This window comes from Pseudomonas sp. NMS19W, from assembly GCF_051554255.1.
In the GTDB taxonomy this organism is placed as follows: domain Bacteria; phylum Pseudomonadota; class Gammaproteobacteria; order Pseudomonadales; family Pseudomonadaceae; genus Aquipseudomonas; species Aquipseudomonas kribbensis.
On record NZ_CP136718.1, the window covers coordinates 872,933 to 891,406 of the forward strand.

The following is an 18,474-nucleotide window of genomic DNA, read 5'->3' on the forward strand; positions in this document are numbered from 1 at the left end:
AAAGAATGTTTTACCCGCATAAAAATAATCAGTGGGAGTACATCTACATGCAATCGTCCAAGCCGACTCACGTCCGCTATTTGATTCTGCTCATGCTGTTCCTGGTGACCACGATCAACTACGCCGACCGCGCCACCATCGCGATCGCCGGTTCCAGTTTGCAAAAAGACCTCGGCATCGACGCGGTCACCCTCGGCTACATCTTCTCTGCATTCGGTTGGGCCTACGTGGCCGGGCAAATTCCCGGCGGCTGGCTGCTCGATCGCTTCGGCTCGAAAAAAGTCTATGCCCTGAGCATTTTCACCTGGTCGCTGTTCACCGTGCTGCAAGGCTTCGTCGGTGAGTTCGGTATGTCCACGGCTATCGTGGCGCTGTTCATGTTGCGCTTCCTCGTGGGTCTGGCCGAGGCGCCATCGTTCCCCGGCAATGCACGCATCGTGGCGGCCTGGTTCCCGACCGCCGAACGCGGTACGGCTTCGGCGATCTTCAACTCGGCGCAGTACTTCGCCACCGTGCTGTTCGCGCCGCTGATGGGCTGGATCGTCTATGCCTTCGGCTGGGAGCACGTGTTCATTGTCATGGGCGTGTTCGGCATCCTGTTCTCGCTGATCTGGCTGAAGGTTATCCACAGCCCGCGCCAGCACCCGATGGCCAACGAAGCGGAAGTGAAGTTCATCGCCGACAACGGCGGCATGGTCGACATGGACCAGAAACAAGGCAAAAAGGCTGACGGCCCGAAGTGGGACTACATCCGTCAGTTGCTGACCAACCGCATGATGCTCGGCGTGTACCTGGGCCAGTACTGCATCAACGGCATCACCTATTTCTTCCTGACCTGGTTCCCGGTGTACCTGGTGCAGGAGCGCGGCATGACCATCCTCAAGGCCGGTTTCATCGCCTCGTTGCCGGCGATCTGCGGTTTTATCGGCGGCGTCCTCGGCGGGGTGATTTCCGATTACCTGCTGCGCAAGGGCCATTCGCTGACCTTCGCCCGCAAGGCGCCGATCATCGCCGGCCTGCTGGTCTCCAGCAGCATCGTCGCGTGCAACTATGTTGAAGTGGAATGGATGGTGGTCGGCTTCATGGCCCTGGCCTTCTTCGGCAAAGGCGTGGGTGCGCTGGGCTGGGCGGTGGTCTCCGACACTTCGCCGAAACAGATCGCCGGTCTGAGCGGTGGCCTGTTCAACACCTTCGGCAACATCGCCTCGATCACCACGCCGATCGTCATCGGCTACATCATCAGCTCCACCGGTTCGTTCAAGTGGGCGCTGGTGTTCGTCGGTGCCAACGCGCTTGTGGCGGTGTTCAGCTACCTGGTGATCGTCGGCCCGATCAAACGTGTGGTACTGAAAGAGCCGCCAACCCATGGCGGTTCCGAAGCCACCGGTAAATTGTCTCAAGCGCATTCCTGAGGAGCGGCGCCATGCAGTTGATTGAACATTCCGACTCGCCGCGCTACATCCGCCTGCACGAGCGGGACAACGTAGTGGTCGTGGTCAATGACCAGGGCGTTCCGGCCGGCACCGCTTTCGCCGATGGCCTGGTGACGGTGGATTTTGTGCCGCAGAGCCACAAGGTCAGCCTCGTGGACATCCCCGAGGGCGGCACGGTGATTCGCTACGGCCAGATCATCGGTTATGCGTTGCAGCCGATTCCCCGTGGCAGTTGGGTCAAGGAAGATCAACTGCGCATGCCGACCGCGCCACCGCTGGACAGCCTGCCGCTGTCCACCGATGTGCCGGCCGCCCAGGCACCGCTGGAAGGCTTCACGTTCGAGGGTTATCGCAATGCCGACGGCACCGTCGGCACGCGCAACATCCTCGGGATCACCACCACCGTGCAGTGCGTCACCGGGGTGCTGGATCACGCGGTCAAGCGCATCAAGGATGAACTGTTGCCGAAGTACCCCCACGTCGATGACGTGGTGGCGCTGACCCATAGTTACGGTTGTGGCGTGGCCATCACGGCCACCGACGCCTACATCCCGATCCGTACTGTGCGCAATCTGGCGCGCAACCCGAACCTCGGTGGCGAGGCGCTGGTGATCAGTCTGGGCTGCGAGAAATTGCAGGCCGGACAGGTGATGCACGAGGACGATGCGTCGGTGGATCTGAGCGAGCCTTGGCTGTATCGTTTGCAGGATTCCAGTCACGGTTTCACCGAGATGATCGAGCAGATCATGGAACTGGCCGAAACCCGCCTGAAGAAACTCGACCAGCGCCGCCGGGAAACCGTGCCGGCGTCCGAGCTGATCCTTGGCATGCAGTGCGGTGGCAGCGATGCGTTTTCCGGGATCACCGCCAACCCGGCGCTGGGTTATGCCTCGGATTTGCTGCTTCGGGCGGGGGCGACGGTGATGTTTTCCGAAGTCACCGAGGTGCGCGACGCGATTTACCTGCTGACCTCCCGGGCCCAGAGCAAAACCGTTGCCGAGGAACTGGTGCGCGAGATGGATTGGTACGACCGATACCTGGCCAAAGGCGAGGCGGATCGCAGCGCCAACACCACGCCGGGCAACAAGAAGGGCGGGTTGTCGAACATTGTCGAGAAGTCGCTGGGCTCGATCGTCAAGTCCGGCAGCAGCGCGATCAGCGGTGTGCTCGGCCCTGGGGAACGCTTCAAGCAGAAGGGGCTGATTTTCTGTGCAACGCCGGCGAGTGATTTTGTCTGCGGTACGTTGCAACTGGCGGCGGGTATGAACCTGCATGTGTTCACCACCGGGCGTGGCACGCCTTATGGTCTGGCCATGGCGCCGGTGGTGAAGGTGTCGACCCGGACCGAACTGGCACAGCGCTGGCCGGACCTGATCGACATCGATGCCGGGCGGATTGCTACCGGTCGCGCGTCCATCGAGGAGTTGGGCTGGGAGTTGTTCCACTACTATCTGGATGTGGCGAGCGGCAAACAGCAGACGTGGGCCGAGAAGCACAAGCTGCATAACGACATTACGTTGTTCAATCCGGCGCCGATCACTTGATCGTTGAGTGTTCGGCTTGAAGGATTTGGTGTCGGCACCGGCCATGCCCTCACCCCAACCCTCTCCCGGGGGAGAGGGAGCTGACCGAGTTGTCTTGCGCTATGCGTCGACCTGAAATACCGCGTTGATTATGGATTCGACAAAGTCAGTTCAGGTCGGCGGACCTCTTGAATATCCCCCATTCGGCTCCCTCTCCCTCCGGGAGAGGGCTGGGGTGAGGGGCTTTTGAGGGGCAAACGGCCCGAAGTGGCTTATCATTAGCCCCCTAACGACGCTCACCTCCAAGGCTCCCCGGCATGCTGGCTATCTTCCTCGAAACCCTGAACATCACCGCGCCGGTGTTTGCCATGCTGTTTCTGGGTGTGCTGCTCAAGCGCATCGACTGGATCAACGACAACTTCATCCACACGGCGTCATCGCTGGTGTTCAACGTCAGCATGCCGGCGCTGCTGTTTCTCGGCATCCTCCATGCCGACCTGCACGCCGCGCTGCAACCGGCGCTGCTGATCTACTTCGCCGTCGCCACGCTGGCCAGTTTTGCCCTGGCCTGGGGCTGGGCGATTCTCCGCTGCCCGCGCGAGGATCGCGGCATCTACACGCAAGGTGCGTTTCGTGGCAACAACGGGGTGATCGGTCTGGCGCTGGCGGCGAGCATGTATGGCGACTACGGGATCTCCCTCGGGGCGATTCTCGCGGCGCTGGTGATCCTGTTCTACAACACCCTGTCGACCATTGTGCTGGCGGTCTACAGCCCGGTGATAAAGTCCGATCCGTGGAGCATCTGCAAAAGCGTGTTCAGCAATCCGCTGATCATCAGCGTGATCGCGGCGGCGCCGTTTGCCTGGTTCAAGATCGGTCTGCCGGGATGGCTGGAAACGTCCGGCCAGTACCTGGCGCAAACCACACTGCCGCTGGCACTGATCTGCATCGGCGGCACGCTGTCGCTGGCGGCGCTGCGCAAGAGCGGGAGCATGGCGCTCAGTTCCAGTCTGGTGAAGATGATCGGTCTGCCGGTATTCGCCACGTTGGGCGCACGGCTGTGGGGCTTTCGTGGGGCGGAGCTGGGGATTCTGTTTCTGTACTTCGGCAGCCCGACGGCGGCCGCCAGTTTTGTTATGGCCCGGGCGGCCCAGGGCAATCATGAGCTGGCGGCGGCGATCATCGTGTTGACCACGTTGATGGCGGCGGTGACCACCAACGTCGGGATCTTTCTGTTGCAGTGGGGCGGGTGGATCTGAGGCTGGCTGTTACTCAGGCTTCTGGTAACTGTCGATCACTTCCTGCGCCGCCCGAAACGCATCGATCGCCGCCGGCACTCCGGCATACACCGCGCAATGCAGCAGCGCCTCGCGGATCTCGTCGACCGTGCAGCCATTGTTCAACGCGCCGCGCACGTGGCCCTTCAATTCCTGCGGACACTTCAGCGCGGTCAGCGCGGCGAGGGTGATCAGGCTGCGGGTCTTCAGCGGCAGACCTTCACGATTCCACACGCCGCCCCAGGCGTGTTCGTTGACGAAGTCCTGCAGTGGTTGAGTGAATTCTGTGGCGTTGCCCAGAGCACGGTCGACAAACGTGTCGCCCATTACCTGGCGGCGGATTTCGACCCCGGATTTCTTCGATTCGGTCATGGCACATCCCTCTTGTGGTGTTGGCGGCGCCAGGCGCGCACGGACGTGAAAAACAGAAACGTCAGCAGCGCCGGCAGGACATAAAACAGCATCAACCGTTCGAGCTTGCCGGCCAGCGGCATGCCGGTGGTGAACGACACCACATGCAGCGCATACGCCAGGTACAAGCCGAGCAGCAGCAAGCCTTCGGCCCGGGTCACGCGGTAGCCGGAATAGAACACCGGTAGGCACAGCGTGGCGACGCCGAGCATCACCGGCAGGTCGAAATCCAGCGCGTTGGGCGACACCGACAGTGGCGTCGGTGCAATCAGCGCCGTGATGCCGAGGACCCCGAGCAGGTTGAACAGGTTGGCGCCGATCACGTTGCCCACGGCGATGTCCCGTTGGCCGCGCAATGCGGCGATCAACGAAGTGGCGAGCTCCGGCAGCGAGGTGCCGACCGCGACCACGGTCAGGCCGATCACCCGTTCGGAGAACCCGAGATCGGTGGCCACTGCGACAGCGGCGCCCAGCAGCAAATGCCCGGCGAACACCAGCATGGCGAGACCGGCGATGATCATCAGCAGGCTGGTGAACCAGGGGGCGGGCTGAGTCTGAGGATGATCGGAGTGTGGCCGGCCCGAGTGGCGCGACTGGCGCAACAGCAAGCCGAGATAAAGCCCCAGGGCCGCCAGCAGCAGGAGGCCGTCGAAGCGGCCGATCTCTTCGTTCCAGGCCAGCACGAACACCAGCAGGCTGGCGCCGATCATCAGCGGGATGTCGAGGCGCACCAGTTGCCGTGAGACGCGCAACGGGATGATCAGCGCCGACAGGCCGAGGGTCACGAGGATGTTGAAAATGCTGCTGCCGATCACGCTGCCGACGGCGATGTCGGGGTTGTGCGTCAGGGTCGCTTGCAGGCTGACCGCCATTTGCGGGGCGCTGCTGCCGAGGGCGACGATGGTCAGGCCGATGATCAGCGGCCGTACATGCAGGCGCGCAGCCAGGCGTACAGCGGCGCGCACCATCAGTTCGGCACCGGCGATCAGCAGGAACAGCCCGCAGAGCAATTCGATCACGTTGATCAGCGGTAAATCGGTCAGTCCGAAAATGGGCGGTGCTCCATCAGTCGTCGAGGGCCTGCACGCGAACCCGTGCCGTGCCGCTGCCAATCATGCCGAGACGTTCGGCGGCTTCGCGTGAAACATCGATGATGCGCCCACGGGTGTGCGGCCCGCGGTCATTGATGCGCACCACGCAGGATTTGTCGTTTTTCAGGTTGGTGACCTTCACCCGCGTGCCGAACGGCAACTGACGGTGGGCGGCGGTCAGAGAATTCTGGTTGAACGCTTCGCCGCTGGCGGTGCGTTTACCGTGGTGTTTGGCGCCGTAATAGGAGGCGACGCCGGTCTGGTCGTAACCATGCGGGTCGATGACATCGGTGCTGGCGCAACCGGCGAGCAGGGAAAGCAGGGCGCAGCTGATGAATAGACGCTTCATTCAAAGGTTTCCAGAAACCATTGTGGGAACGCCGGTCCGGCGTTCCCACAGGGATTAGAGCCAGGTTTGAAATCTGGCTCCATTGTGGTCAGCCTTCGAGCTTGCTTTTCAGCAGTTCGTTCACTTGCTGCGGGTTGGCCTTGCCCTTGGAGGCTTTCATGGCCTGACCGACGAAGAAACCGAACATCTTGCCGCGCTTGGCTTCGTCCGCCGCACGGTATTGCTCGACCTGCTCGGCGTTGGCCGCGAGCATTTCGTCCAGCACCGCCGAGATCGCGCCGGTGTCGGTAACCTGCTTCAGGCCGCGTTTCTCGATGATCTCGTCTGCGCTGCCTTCGCCGTTGGCCATCGCTTCGAACACAACCTTGGCGATCTTGCCGGAGATGGTGTTGTCCTTGATGCGCAACAGCATGCCACCCAGTTGCTCGGCGGAAACCGGCGAATCCTCGATGTCCAGGTTCTGCTTGTTGAGCAGGCTACCCAACTCGACCATCACCCAGTTCGCCGCCAGTTTGGCGTCGCCGCCAATGCTCGCGACTTTCTCGAAGTAGTCCGCCTGTTCACGGCTGGTGGCCAGCACGTTGGCGTCGTAGGCCGACAGACCGAAGGCACTCTGGAAGCGCTCGCGTTTCTGCGGTGGCAGTTCCGGCAGGGTGGCGCGCACGTCATTGAGGAACGAGTCCTCGATGACCACCGGCAGGAGGTCCGGATCGGGGAAGTAACGGTAGTCGTTGGCTTCTTCCTTGCTGCGCATCGGACGGGTCTCGTCCTTATTCGGATCGTACAGACGGGTCTGCTGGATCACTTTACCGCCGTCTTCGATCAGGTCGATCTGACGCTGGATCTCGGAGTTGATCGCCTTCTCGATGAAACGGAACGAGTTGACGTTCTTGATCTCGCAGCGGGTGCCGAACTCGACCTGGCCTTTCGGCCGCACCGACACGTTGCAGTCGCAACGCAGCGAACCTTCGGCCATGTTGCCGTCGCAGATGCCCAGGTAACGCACCAGCGCGTGGATCGCCTTGACGTAGGCCACGGCTTCCTTGGCGCTGCGCATGTCAGGCTCGGAAACGATTTCCAGCAGCGGCGTGCCGGCACGGTTCAGGTCGATGCCGGTGGCGCCGCTGAATTCTTCGTGCAGGCTCTTGCCGGCGTCTTCTTCAGGTGCGCGCGGGTGATACCGACGCGTTTGACCGTGCCGTCTTCCAGGGCGATGTCCAGGTGGCCCTTGCCGACGATCGGCAATTCCATCTGGCTGATCTGGTAGCCCTTCGGCAGATCCGGGTAGAAATAGTTTTTACGGGCGAACACGTTGTGCTGACCGATCTCGGCGTCAATCGCCAGACCGAACATCACCGCCATGCGCACCGCTTCCTGGTTGAGCACCGGCAACACGCCGGGCATGCCCAGGTCGATCAGGCTGGCCTGGGTGTTCGGCTCGGAACCGAACTGGGTGGAACTACCGGAAAAGATTTTCGACCGGGTGGTGAGCTGGGTGTGAATCTCCAGCCCGATCACGACTTCCCATTGCATGTGTGTCTCCTCAGAAGCCGGTTGGGGTGCGGGTGTGCCAGTCAGTGTTCAGCTGATACTGGTGGGCAACGTTCAACAGGCGACCTTCCTGGAAATACGGAGCGAGCAGTTGCACGCCGACCGGCAGACCGTCGACGAAACCGGCCGGCATCGACAGGCCCGGCAGGCCCGCGAGGTTGGCGGTGATGGTGTAGACGTCTTCCAGGTAGGCAGCGACCGGGTCGCTGTTCTTGGCGCCGAGTTTCCAGGCCGGGTTCGGCGTGGTCGGGCCGAGGATGATGTCGACTTCATTAAAGGCAGCCATGAAGTCGTTCTTCACCAGGCGACGGATCTTCTGCGCTTTCAGGTAGTAGGCGTCGTAGTAACCGGCGGACAGCGCATAGGCACCGACCATGATCCGGCGCTGTACTTCGGCACCGAAGCCTTCGCCGCGGGAGCGCTTGTACAGGTCTTCCAGGTTCTTCGGATCTTCGCAGCGGTGGCCGAAGCGCACGCCGTCGAAACGCGACAGGTTGGAAGAGGCTTCTGCCGGGGCGATCACGTAGTACGCAGGAATCGCGTGCTGCATGTTCGGCAGGCTGATTTCCTTGATCACGGCACCGAGCTTCTGCAGCTCCTGGATGCTGTTCTGGATCAGGTCGGCGATGCGCGGGTCGAGACCGGCACCGAAGTATTCCTTCGGCACGCCGATACGCAGGCCTTGCAGCGAGCCATTCAGACCGGCGGCGTAGTCCGGCACCGGCTCATCGATGCTGGTGGAGTCGTTCGGGTCGAAGCCGGCCATGCCTTGCAACAAAATCGCGCAGTCTTCGGCAGTACGAGCCAGGGGGCCACCCTGATCGAGGCTGGAGGCGTACGCGATCATGCCCCAGCGCGAAACTCGACCGTAGGTCGGTTTCAGGCCGGTGAGGTTGGTGAACGCGGCCGGCTGGCGGATCGAACCGCCGGTGTCGGTGGCCGTGGCGGCTGGCAACAGACGAGCGGCAACGGCCGCCGCCGAACCACCGGACGAACCGCCCGGTACGTGTTCCAGGTTCCACGGGTTTTTCACCGCGCCGTACCAGCTCGACTCGTTGGCCGAACCCATGGCGAATTCGTCCATGTTGGTCTTGCCCAAAGTCACGGTGCCGGCGGCGGCCAGCTTCGACACAACGGTGGCGTCGTACGGGGCCTTGAAGTTGTCGAGCATCTTCGAGCCGCAGCTGGTGCGAATGCCCTGGGTGCAGAACAGGTCTTTGTGGGCGATCGGCGCGCCGAGCAGCGCGCCGCTCTCACCGTTGGCCCGGCGCGCGTCGGCGGCTTTCGCCTGCTCGAGGGCCAGCTCTTCGGTGAGGCTGATGAAACTGTTGAGCTGCGGATCGAGCTGGGTAATGCGCGCCAGCAGGACCTTGGTCAGCTCTTCGGAGGAAAACTTTTTATCGGCGAGACCGCGGGCGATCTCGGCCAGAGTCATTTGATGCATTGCAGGCTCTTTCCCTTTAGTCGATGACTTTCGGAACCAGATACAGGCCGTTTTCGACCGCTGGTGCGATGGACTGATAAGCCTCGCGGTTATTGCTTTCGGTCACGACGTCGGCGCGCAGGCGCTGACTGGCTTCCAGCGGGTGGGCCAGCGGCTCGATACCGTCGGTATTGACCGCCTGCATTTCGTCGACCAGCCCGAGAATGCTGTTGAGGGCCGAAGTGATGTGTGGAAGATCGGCGTCATTCAGGCCAAGGCTGGCCAGATGAGCGATTTTTTCCACGTCGGAGCGTTCTAGCGCCATCGGGTTTCTCCAGTGGAAAACAGGACGGACGGCGTCCGTGTGTTAGATTGTCGGAACACTACCGCACTTCTACGGTCATAAGGCCGCGATTGTGGGGCTTGGTGCACAGAAAAGCGGCCAATTTAACATATTGGCGCCTTGCCCAAAATCCCTGTCGTTGTTAGAGTTTGCCGCACTTTTTTACCCACGCGTTGCCTAGGGTCCCTTTCCCATGTTCAAGAAACTGCGTGGCATGTTTTCCAGCGATCTTTCCATTGACCTGGGCACTGCCAACACCCTTATTTACGTGCGCGAGCGCGGTATCGTCCTGAATGAGCCATCGGTTGTGGCCATTCGGACACACGGTAACCAGAAAAGTGTCGTTGCTGTCGGCACCGAGGCCAAGCGCATGCTCGGCCGTACGCCGGGCAACATTGCTGCCATTCGTCCGATGAAGGACGGCGTGATCGCCGACTTCAGCGTCTGCGAAAAGATGCTGCAATACTTTATCAACAAGGTTCACGAAAACAGCTTCCTGCAGCCCAGCCCACGTGTGCTGATCTGCGTTCCATGCAAGTCCACCCAGGTTGAGCGTCGCGCCATCCGTGAATCGGCCCTTGGCGCCGGTGCCCGTGAAGTGTTCCTGATCGAAGAGCCGATGGCTGCTGCGATCGGTGCCGGCCTGCCGGTTGAAGAAGCACGCGGCTCGATGGTCGTGGATATCGGTGGTGGTACCACTGAAATCGCGCTGATCTCCCTGAACGGTGTGGTCTATGCCGAATCCGTACGTGTTGGCGGCGACCGCTTCGACGAAGCGATCATCACCTACGTGCGCCGCAACTACGGCAGCCTGATCGGCGAATCCACCGCCGAGCGCATCAAGCAGGAAATCGGCACGGCCTACCCGGGCGGCGAAGTTCGCGAAGTCGACGTTCGCGGTCGCAACCTGGCCGAAGGCGTTCCACGTGCATTCACCCTGAACTCCAACGAAGTGCTGGAAGCTCTGCAAGAGTCCCTGGCCACCATCGTTCAGGCCGTGAAAAGCGCCCTGGAGCAATCACCGCCGGAACTGGCTTCCGACATCGCCGAGCGTGGCCTGGTGCTGACCGGTGGTGGCGCGCTGCTGCGTGACCTCGACAAGTTGCTGGCCCAGGAAACCGGTCTGCCGGTGATCGTTGCCGAAGATCCGCTGACCTGCGTGGCTCGCGGCGGTGGCCGTGCACTGGAAATGATGGACAAGCACACCATGGACCTGCTCTCCAGCGAATAAGTCGCCGGGTGCAATACGTGGGTGAGCGCGCAGGCAGCACTTTGCAGTGCTGCCTGCTGGCGTTTATCTTCTGTCAGTCTTCATCCAGGCCGGTTTGATGCCGTATGAATAAACAGAACATTTGCCTGGGAGGAGCGGCCTATTAAACCGCTTTTCGCCAAGGGCCCCTCACTGGGCGTGCGCTTGTTGGTGCTGGCCGTGCTGTCGGTCGCGCTGATGGTGGTCGATGCCCGTTTCAGCCTGCTCAAGCCTGCCCGCAGCCAGATGTCGCTGGTGCTGATGGACGCTTACTGGATCACCGACCTGCCCGGCAGGCTGTGGGAAGGTGTCGCCAGTCAGTTCGGCAGCCGCACCGAGCTGGTCGCCGAAAACGAAAAACTCAAGACCGAGAACCTGCTGTTGCAGGGTCGCATGCAAAAGCTTGCCGCCCTCACTGAGCAGAACGTCCGTCTGCGCGAGTTGCTCAATTCCTCCGCGCTGGTCAACGAAAAGGTCGAAGTGGCCGAACTGATCGGCATGGACCCCAATCCCTTCACCCATCGCATCATCATCAATAAAGGTGAGCGCGACGGCGTGGTGCTCGGTCAGCCGGTGCTCGATGCGCGCGGCCTGATGGGGCAGGTGGTCGAATTGATGCCGTACACCTCCCGTGTCCTGCTGCTGACCGACTCGACCCACAGCATTCCTGTGCAGGTGAACCGGAACGGTCTGCGGGCAATTGCCAGCGGCACCGGTAACCCTGAGCGTCTGGAGTTGCGGCATGTGGCCGATACGGCCGATGTCAAGGAAGGTGATCTGCTGGTCAGCTCCGGCCTGGGTCAGCGCTTCCCGGCCGGTTATCCGGTGGCGACGGTCAAGGAAGTGATCCACGATTCCGGCCAGCCATTTGCGGTTGTCCGCGCCGTGCCGACGGCCGCATTGAACCGTAGCCGCTACTTGCTGCTGGTATTCAGCGACAACCGTACGGCGGAAGAGCGCGCCAACGATGCCGCCCAGGCTCAGGAAAATCTTGATGCATTTGGCGGTGGTCCGGTGATTCCGGCGACTGTGCCGAAAACGGTGAATACTCCGACTGCGACGCCTGCCGCGGCGCCGGCAATTCCCGCCAGCGCCGCGCCGGCCAAACCTGTTACAGGCAAGCCGCCAGCGACGCCGGCCAAGCCACCCGCAGCAGCCAGCAAGCCACCGGCGGCTCAACCTGCAAGCACAAGGCCGGCCGCCAAACCACCGGTCACTGCACCGGCCACCACTGGGGGACGAGAATAATGGTCGGTGTCAAAGCCTCCCGAAATGGCTGGATCGTCTGGCTGACCTTTCTGATCGGCATGCTGCTCAGCGTGTCGCCGTTGCCCCAGTTCATGGAGATTCTCCGCCCGTTGTGGCTGGCGTTGCTCCTTGCATTCTGGGCGCTGTACATGCCGCAGATGATCGGTATGGTGACCGCTTTTTGCCTGGGCCTGGCCGAAGACGTGCTGTATGGCACGTTGCTGGGGCAGAACGCCTTGATCCTGACCCTGGTCACGTTTCTGGTGCTGTCGTTGCAGCAACGTCTGCGGATGTTCCCGATGTGGCAGCAAAGCCTGGTGATCCTGGTGATCTTCGGTCTCGCACAACTCGTACAACTCTGGCTCAGCGCCTTGACCGGCAACCGACAGCCGACCCTGGCCCTGGTCCTGCCGGCACTGACCAGTGCCTTGCTCTGGCCCTGGGTCAGCTTCGCTTTGCGTGGATTGCGCCGGCGCTACAAAATCAACTGATTCGGTCAGGCATGGGCCCTCACCGGTGCCATGAGGCAGGGCACTCAACAGGGAGATGTTTGGATGAAGCCGCTTTATCTCGCCTCAGGATCGCCGCGTCGGCGTGAGCTGCTCACGCAGATCGGCGTTCCGTTCACCGCCATCAGTGCGGATATCGATGAAACCCCTTTCGCCAATGAATCCCCGTCGGCCTATGTCGAGCGCCTGGCGCGCGGCAAGGCCGAGGCCGGGCGACGCGCTGTCGTCAGCGATAAACCGTTTTGCGTGTTGGGTGCCGATACCGCTGTGGTGCTGGACGGCAAAATTCTCGGTAAACCGGTGGACGAAGCCGACGCATGCGCCATGCTGATGATGTTGTCCGGCAAGGAGCACGAAGTGCTGACCGCCATCGCCGTGCTTGACGGTGAGCGCTGCGAGTCGCAAGTGGTGCGCAGTCTGGTACGGTTCCGGGCGATCAGCCGCGAAGAAGCCGCCGCCTACTGGACCAGCGGCGAACCCCGGGACAAGGCCGGCGGTTATGGCATTCAGGGGCTTGGCGCGGTGTTCGTCGCCGGTCTCAACGGCAGCTATTCAGCCGTGGTCGGTTTGCCGGTGTGCGAAAGCGCAGAACTGCTCGGCCATTTCGGCATACCCTGTTGGCAAAACCCGAGTGCGCAGTAACCGTCGAACAGATCAAGATGCGGCCATCATTGTGAACATGCCTGAACGAGACCCTGCCATGAGTGAAGAGATTCTGATCAACATCACGCCGATGGAATCGCGCGTGGCGGTGGTCGAAAACGGTGTGCTGCAAGAAGTGCACGTCGAGCGCACGCAAAAACGCGGGATCGTCGGCAACATTTATAAAGGCAAGGTCGTGCGCGTACTGCCGGGCATGCAGGCGGCATTCGTCGATATCGGTCTGGACCGTGCGGCGTTCATCCACGCTTCGGAAATTTCCTTGCGCGAAGGCCCGGCCGTGGAAAGCATCAGCGCGCTGGTGCATGAAGGCCAGAGCCTGGTGGTGCAAGTCACCAAGGACCCGATCGGCTCCAAAGGGGCGCGTCTGACCACTCAACTGTCGATCCCTTCGCGTTACCTGGTGTACATGCCGCGCACCGCCCACGTCGGCATTTCCCTGAAGATCGAAGACGAAGCCGAGCGCGAACGCCTGAAACAGGTGGTCAGCGATTGCGTGGCCAAAGAAGGCATCAAGGAGGCGGGCGGCTTCATCCTGCGCACCGCAGCCGAAGGGGCCGGGGCTGAAGAAATTCTCATGGATATCCGTTACCTGCGCCGCCTGTGGGATCAGATCAACGAGCAGATCAAGACCATCGGTGCACCGAGCGTGATCTACGAAGACCTCGGTCTGGCCCTGCGCACCTTGCGTGATCTGGTCAGCCCGAAGATCGAGAAGATCCGCATCGACTCCCGGGAAACCTTTCAGAAAACCACGCAGTTCGTCGCCGAACTGATGCCGGAGATCGCCGATCGTCTGGAACACTATCCGGGTGAGCGGCCGATTTTCGACCTGTACGGCGTCGAAGACGAAATTCAGAAAGCCCTGGAGCGCAAGGTGCCGCTGAAGTCCGGCGGTTATCTGGTGGTGGATCCGGCGGAAGCCATGACCACCATCGACGTCAACACCGGCGCGTTCGTCGGGCATCGCAACCTCGAAGAAACCATCTTCAAGACCAACCTCGAAGCCGCCACCGCGATTGCCCGGCAGATGCGCCTGCGCAATCTGGGCGGGATCATCATCATCGACTTCATCGACATGGAAGATGAAGAACACCAGCGCCAGGTGTTGCGTACCCTGGAGAAACAGCTGGAGCGCGATCACGCCAAGACCAACATCATCGGCATCACCGAGCTGGGTCTGGTGCAGATGACCCGCAAACGGACTCGCGAAAGCCTGGAGCAGGTGCTGTGTGAGCCATGCAGCAGTTGTCAGGGACGCGGCAAGCTGAAGACGCCGGAAACCATTTGCTACGAGATTTTCCGCGAGATCCTGCGCGAGGCGCGGGCCTATCAGGCCGAGGGTTATCGCGTATTGGCGAACCAGAAAGTCGTCGATCGGCTGCTCGATGAAGAGTCCGGTAACGTCGCCGAGCTTGAAGGGTTCATCGGGCGCACCATACGCTTCCAGGTGGAAACCATGTATTCCCAGGAACAATATGACGTGGTGCTGCTCTGATCCCCTGCGTCACCTTTTTCCTGAAACGGCTGGCCTCAGCTTTTTGCAGTATTTTTGCCATGGGAGCCAACTGACATGGAACGTCTGACACGCATTTTGGCTGCACTGACTCGCTGGGGTCTGGGCCTGTGCGCGTTGGTTCTGGTGTTGATGGCGTTGTACGTCAGCCTCGGCCGGGAACTCACGCCACTGGTGGCCGAATACCGTACTGACATCGAAGACAAGGCCAGTGCCGCCCTGGGCATGCCGTTGCAGATCGGTGATCTGGAAGGCAACTGGAGCGGCTTCGCGCCGATCCTGCTGGCTCACGACGTAATGGTCGGCGACGGTGCCAATGCCTTGCGCCTGGATCGGGTGCGTGCCGTGCCGGATCTGTGGGCCAGTCTGCTGGCCCGGGAAGTACGTATCGCGCATCTTGAACTCAATGGTCTGAAGATCAGCCTCAAAGAGGGTGAAGACGGCCAGTGGGCGCTCGAAGGATTGCCGGTGCAAAAGGATCAGCCCATGGATCCCGAGCAACTGTTCAACCGCATGCAAATGGTCCAGCAATTATCGGTGCTCGACAGTCAGGTGACCTTGCAGCCGCTGGAGCAGGCACCGCTGACCCTTACCTATGTCGGGCTCAACCTCAAGACCGGCCTCAATCGCCAGCGCCTCGACGTGCGGTTGACCTTGCCCGACGGACAGCCCGTCGCACTGAGCCTGCGTACGCGGATTCGCGCCAGCCAGTTGCAGGACAGTGCGGTCGAAGGCTATGTCAGCCTGCCGCAAAGCGACTGGGCGAAATGGTTGCCCGAGCGCCTGACCCAGCAATGGAATTTCTCCGAGATCAAGGCCGGCGGCGAGCTGTGGGTCAACTGGAGCGAGGGCGCGTTGCAGAGCGCCGCCATCCGCCTCAACGCTCCGCAATTGAACGGTGCTTACGGCGAGCGCAAGCCGATCCAGATCAACAACCTGGCCCTCAACGGTTACTTCCAGCGCAGTGCCGAGGGCGCGACCGTCACTCTCGATTCCCTGGCGATGAATTTTGGCGAAACCCGTTGGGAGTCCCATGTTCAGGTCAAGCAGACCGCCGCCACCGACAAGGTTGACGAGCTCTGGCACCTGCAGGCCGATCGCCTCGATCTGACGCCGATCACGCCGTTACTCAATGCACTGGGCCCGCTGCCACAAGGCTTTGCCACCGTAGTCGAGCATTTGAAAGTGACCGGTGGCTTGCGCAACGTGCTGCTGGATTTCCGCCCGAACGCCACCGACGACAGCAAATTCAGTTTCGCCGCCAACCTCGATCAGGTCGGCTTCGACGCCTATCACGGCGCGCCGGCCGCACGGAATGTCAGCGGCAGCCTGACCGGCAACCTCGGCGGTGGTGAGCTGCGCATGGATAGCAAGGACTTCGTCCTGCACCTCGATCCGATCTTCGCCAAACCATGGCAATACATTCAGGCCAACGCCCGGTTGACCTGGAAACTCGATAAAGAAGGCTTCACCCTGATCGCGCCGTACCTGAAGGTGCTCGGCGAGGAAGGCAAGATTGCCGGTGACTTCCTGATCCGCCTGCATTTCGACCACGACCAGGAAGACTACATGGACCTGCGGGTCGGTCTGGTGGACGGCGACGGTCGTTACACCGCCAAATACCTGCCGGAAGTCCTGAGCCCGGCCCTCGACGAGTGGCTGCGCACGGCAATTCTCAAAGGCGCGGTGGATCAAGGGTTCTTCCAGTATCAAGGATCGCTGAACAAAGGTGCCGCAGATGCGGATCGCAGCATCAGCCTGTTCTTCAAGGTGCACGACGCCGAACTGGCGTTCCAGCCAGGCTGGCCGCACGTGAGCAAGGTCAGCGGCGATGTGTTCATCGAGGACAGCGGCGTGAGAATTGTCGCCAGCAAGGGGCAGTTGCTTGACACTCAGGTCAGCGACGTCTTCGTCAATATTCCCCATGTGCCGAGTGGCGAACACAGCCATATGTTCCTCGACGGCGCATTTGCCGGCGGCCTGGGTGATGGCTTGAAGATTCTCCAGGACGCGCCGATCGGCACCGCCGACACTTTCGCCGGCTGGGAAGGCGAGGGCGACCTGCAAGGCAAGCTCAAACTGGACGTGCCGTTGGCCAAGGGCGATCAGCCGAAGATCCTCGTGGACTTCAAAACCGCCAATGCGCGATTGAAGCTGGCCGAGCCCAAGCTGGAATTGAGCCAGCTCAAGGGCGACTTCCGCTTCGACAGCGCCAAGGGTTTGAGCGGGCAGAACATCAGTGCGCGAGCCTTCGACAAACCGGTCACCGCGCAGATCTTCGCCGACGGCGGCCCCGGCAAGCTCAAGACCCGGGTGGCGGCGTCGGGGCAGGTCGAGGTCAAGAAACTCACTGACTGGCTCGGCGTGACTCAGCCATTGCCGGTGTCCGGGACGATTCCTTACCAGTTGCAAGTGAATCTGGACGGTGCCGACAGCCAGTTGATGGTCAGCTCCAATCTGAAGGGCGTGGCGGTGGATCTGCCTGCGCCGTTCGGCATGACCGCCGATGTCGGGCGTGACACGGTGTTCCGCATGACCCTGCAAGGGCAGGAGCGGCGTTACTGGGTCAATTACGATCAACTGGCCAACTTCACGTTTGCCGCGCCACCGAGCAATTTCGCCGATGGTCGTGGCGAGTTGTTCCTCGGCGCTGGCGAAGCGGTGTTGCCGGGCAGCAAAGGCTTGCGCATACGCGGCGTGCTGTCGGAGCTGGACGTCAAACCCTGGCAGGATCTGGTGGACAAGTACGCCGGTCAGGACCCGGGCGGCAGCGCCAAGCAACTGCTCAGCAGCGCGGACTTCAAGGTCGGCAAACTGACGGCCTTCGGCACTACGCTGGATCAGGCAGCGGTGCAACTGGATCGCAAGCCCGGCGCCTGGGCCCTGGCCCTCGACAGTCAGCAGGCCAAAGGCACCGCAGCCATTCCAGACGCCAAGGCCGCGCCGATTGTGGTGAACCTGCAATATGTTCGCCTGCCGGCGCCGGACCCGACGGTGCAGGCCGACGAGAACGCGCCTGACCCGCTGGCCTCGGTCGATCCGACCAAGATCCCGGCGCTCGATATCACCATCAATCAGCTGTTCCAGGGGCAGGATCTGGTCGGCGGCTGGTCGCTGAAAGTCCGGCCGACGGCCAAAGGTATCGCCCTGAACAACCTTGATCTGGGCCTCAAAGGCATCCTGTTGCAGGGCAACGGCGGTTGGGAAGGGACACCCGGCGCCACCAGCAGTTGGTACAAGGGCCGGATCGGCGGCAAGAATCTCGCCGACGTGCTCAAGGGCTGGGGCTTTGCGCCGAGCGTGACCAGTGAAGAATTCCATATGGATGTCGATGGCCGCTGGCCGGGCTCGCCGGCATGGCTGGCGACCAAACGCTTCTCCGGCACGCTCGATGCGTCGCTGAACAAGGGCCAGTTCGTCGAGGTCGAGGGCGGCGCTCAGGCGCTGCGGGTGTTCGGTCTGCTCAACTTCAACTCCATTGGTCGCCGTCTGCGCCTGGACTTCTCCGACCTGTTCGGCAAAGGCTTGAGCTATGACCGGGTCAAGGGTTTGCTGGTGGCGAACAACGGCGTCTACGTGACGCAGGAACCGATCAAACTGACCGGACCGTCGAGCAACATTGAGCTGAACGGCACGCTGGATCTGGTGGGTGACCAAGTCGACGCCAAATTGCTGGTGACCCTGCCGGTGACCAACAACCTGCCGATTGCCGCACTGATTGTCGGTGCACCGGCGGTCGGCGGCGCGCTGTTCCTGATCGACAAACTGATCGGTGATCGCGTGGCGCGGTTCGCCAGCGTCAAATACACGGTCAAGGGCCCGTGGAAAGAGCCGAAAATCACCTTCGACAAGCCTTTTTGATCAGCCAGGCCGCAAACCGATGGAGTAGCA

General features: G+C 61.6%; 14 protein-coding genes and 1 pseudogene. 9 read left to right on the forward strand and 6 right to left on the reverse strand.

What is annotated here, in order from left to right:
* The first annotated feature begins 47 nt into the window (after window positions 1-47).
* From R1A29_RS03775 to R1A29_RS03785, 3 genes are all read left to right on the forward strand, one after another.
* The gene (locus R1A29_RS03775; protein ID WP_438300695.1) at window positions 48-1,412 is read left to right on the forward strand and encodes an MFS transporter; all 1,365 of its coding nucleotides are present in this window, start codon (window positions 48-50) and stop codon (window positions 1,410-1,412) included.
* Window positions 1,413-1,423: 11 nt separating this feature from the next.
* On the forward strand, window positions 1,424-2,977 hold the full coding sequence (gene garD / locus R1A29_RS03780) for a galactarate dehydratase (RefSeq protein ID WP_119426689.1): 1,554 nt from the start codon (window positions 1,424-1,426) through the stop codon (window positions 2,975-2,977).
* 296 nt (window positions 2,978-3,273) lie between these two features.
* On the forward strand, window positions 3,274-4,215 hold the full coding sequence (locus tag R1A29_RS03785) for an AEC family transporter (RefSeq protein WP_438300696.1): 942 nt from the start codon (window positions 3,274-3,276) through the stop codon (window positions 4,213-4,215).
* Between the two features lie 9 nt (window positions 4,216-4,224).
* Here the strand turns inward: R1A29_RS03785 and R1A29_RS03790 are convergent, their stop codons facing one another.
* The 6 genes and pseudogenes from R1A29_RS03790 to gatC form a co-directional block, all read right to left on the reverse strand.
* Window positions 4,225-4,605 (reverse strand): carboxymuconolactone decarboxylase family protein, encoded by a 381-nt coding sequence (locus R1A29_RS03790; RefSeq protein ID WP_438300697.1) that lies wholly within the window; start codon window positions 4,603-4,605, stop codon window positions 4,225-4,227.
* Window positions 4,602-5,663 carry a calcium/sodium antiporter gene (locus R1A29_RS03795; protein ID WP_408986629.1) on the reverse strand — a complete coding sequence of 354 codons (1,062 nt, stop codon included), beginning with the start codon at window positions 5,661-5,663 and terminating at the stop codon, window positions 4,602-4,604. Before R1A29_RS03795 ends, R1A29_RS03790 begins: the two co-directional genes overlap by 4 nt.
* Window positions 5,664-5,709: 46 nt before the next feature.
* Window positions 5,710-6,084: a septal ring lytic transglycosylase RlpA family protein gene (locus tag R1A29_RS03800; RefSeq protein ID WP_085711801.1), complete on the reverse strand. Its 375-nt coding sequence runs from the start codon at window positions 6,082-6,084 to the stop codon at window positions 5,710-5,712.
* Window positions 6,085-6,172: 88 nt separating this feature from the next.
* A pseudogene (gatB, locus tag R1A29_RS03805) lies at window positions 6,173-7,617 on the reverse strand (Asp-tRNA(Asn)/Glu-tRNA(Gln) amidotransferase subunit GatB).
* A 10-nt stretch (window positions 7,618-7,627) separates the two neighbouring features.
* A complete protein-coding gene (gene gatA, locus R1A29_RS03810; RefSeq protein ID WP_438300698.1) occupies window positions 7,628-9,079 on the reverse strand; it encodes an Asp-tRNA(Asn)/Glu-tRNA(Gln) amidotransferase subunit GatA in 1,452 nt (483 codons plus the stop codon).
* Window positions 9,080-9,095: 16 nt separating this feature from the next.
* A complete protein-coding gene (gene gatC, locus R1A29_RS03815; protein WP_007953612.1) occupies window positions 9,096-9,383 on the reverse strand; it encodes an Asp-tRNA(Asn)/Glu-tRNA(Gln) amidotransferase subunit GatC in 288 nt (95 codons plus the stop codon).
* 211 nt (window positions 9,384-9,594) lie between these two features.
* On the opposite strand from gatC, the gene mreB reads away from it, so the two are divergent.
* The 6 genes from mreB (at window position 9,595) to R1A29_RS03845 (ending at window position 18,444) form a co-directional block, all read left to right on the forward strand.
* Window positions 9,595-10,632: a rod shape-determining protein MreB gene (gene mreB, locus R1A29_RS03820; protein WP_002555108.1), complete on the forward strand. Its 1,038-nt coding sequence runs from the start codon at window positions 9,595-9,597 to the stop codon at window positions 10,630-10,632.
* 141 nt (window positions 10,633-10,773) lie between these two features.
* Window positions 10,774-11,898 (forward strand): rod shape-determining protein MreC, encoded by a 1,125-nt coding sequence (gene mreC / locus R1A29_RS03825; protein WP_438302005.1) that lies wholly within the window; start codon window positions 10,774-10,776, stop codon window positions 11,896-11,898.
* Window positions 11,898-12,389, forward strand: a complete 492-nt coding sequence (gene mreD, locus R1A29_RS03830) for a rod shape-determining protein MreD (RefSeq protein WP_438300699.1) — start codon at window positions 11,898-11,900, stop codon at window positions 12,387-12,389. The genes mreC and mreD overlap by 1 nt, the downstream gene beginning before the upstream one ends.
* Before the next feature lie 63 nt (window positions 12,390-12,452).
* A complete protein-coding gene (locus R1A29_RS03835; protein ID WP_438300700.1) occupies window positions 12,453-13,049 on the forward strand; it encodes a Maf family protein in 597 nt (198 codons plus the stop codon).
* A 58-nt stretch (window positions 13,050-13,107) separates the two neighbouring features.
* Complete coding sequence (gene rng, locus R1A29_RS03840; RefSeq protein ID WP_260522221.1) at window positions 13,108-14,565, forward strand: ribonuclease G; 1,458 nt, start codon at window positions 13,108-13,110, stop codon at window positions 14,563-14,565.
* Window positions 14,566-14,640: 75 nt separating this feature from the next.
* Window positions 14,641-18,444, forward strand: coding sequence for a YhdP family protein (locus R1A29_RS03845; protein ID WP_438300701.1), 3,804 nt, complete (start codon window positions 14,641-14,643; stop codon window positions 18,442-18,444).
* The last annotated feature ends 30 nt before the right edge of the window (window positions 18,445-18,474 follow it).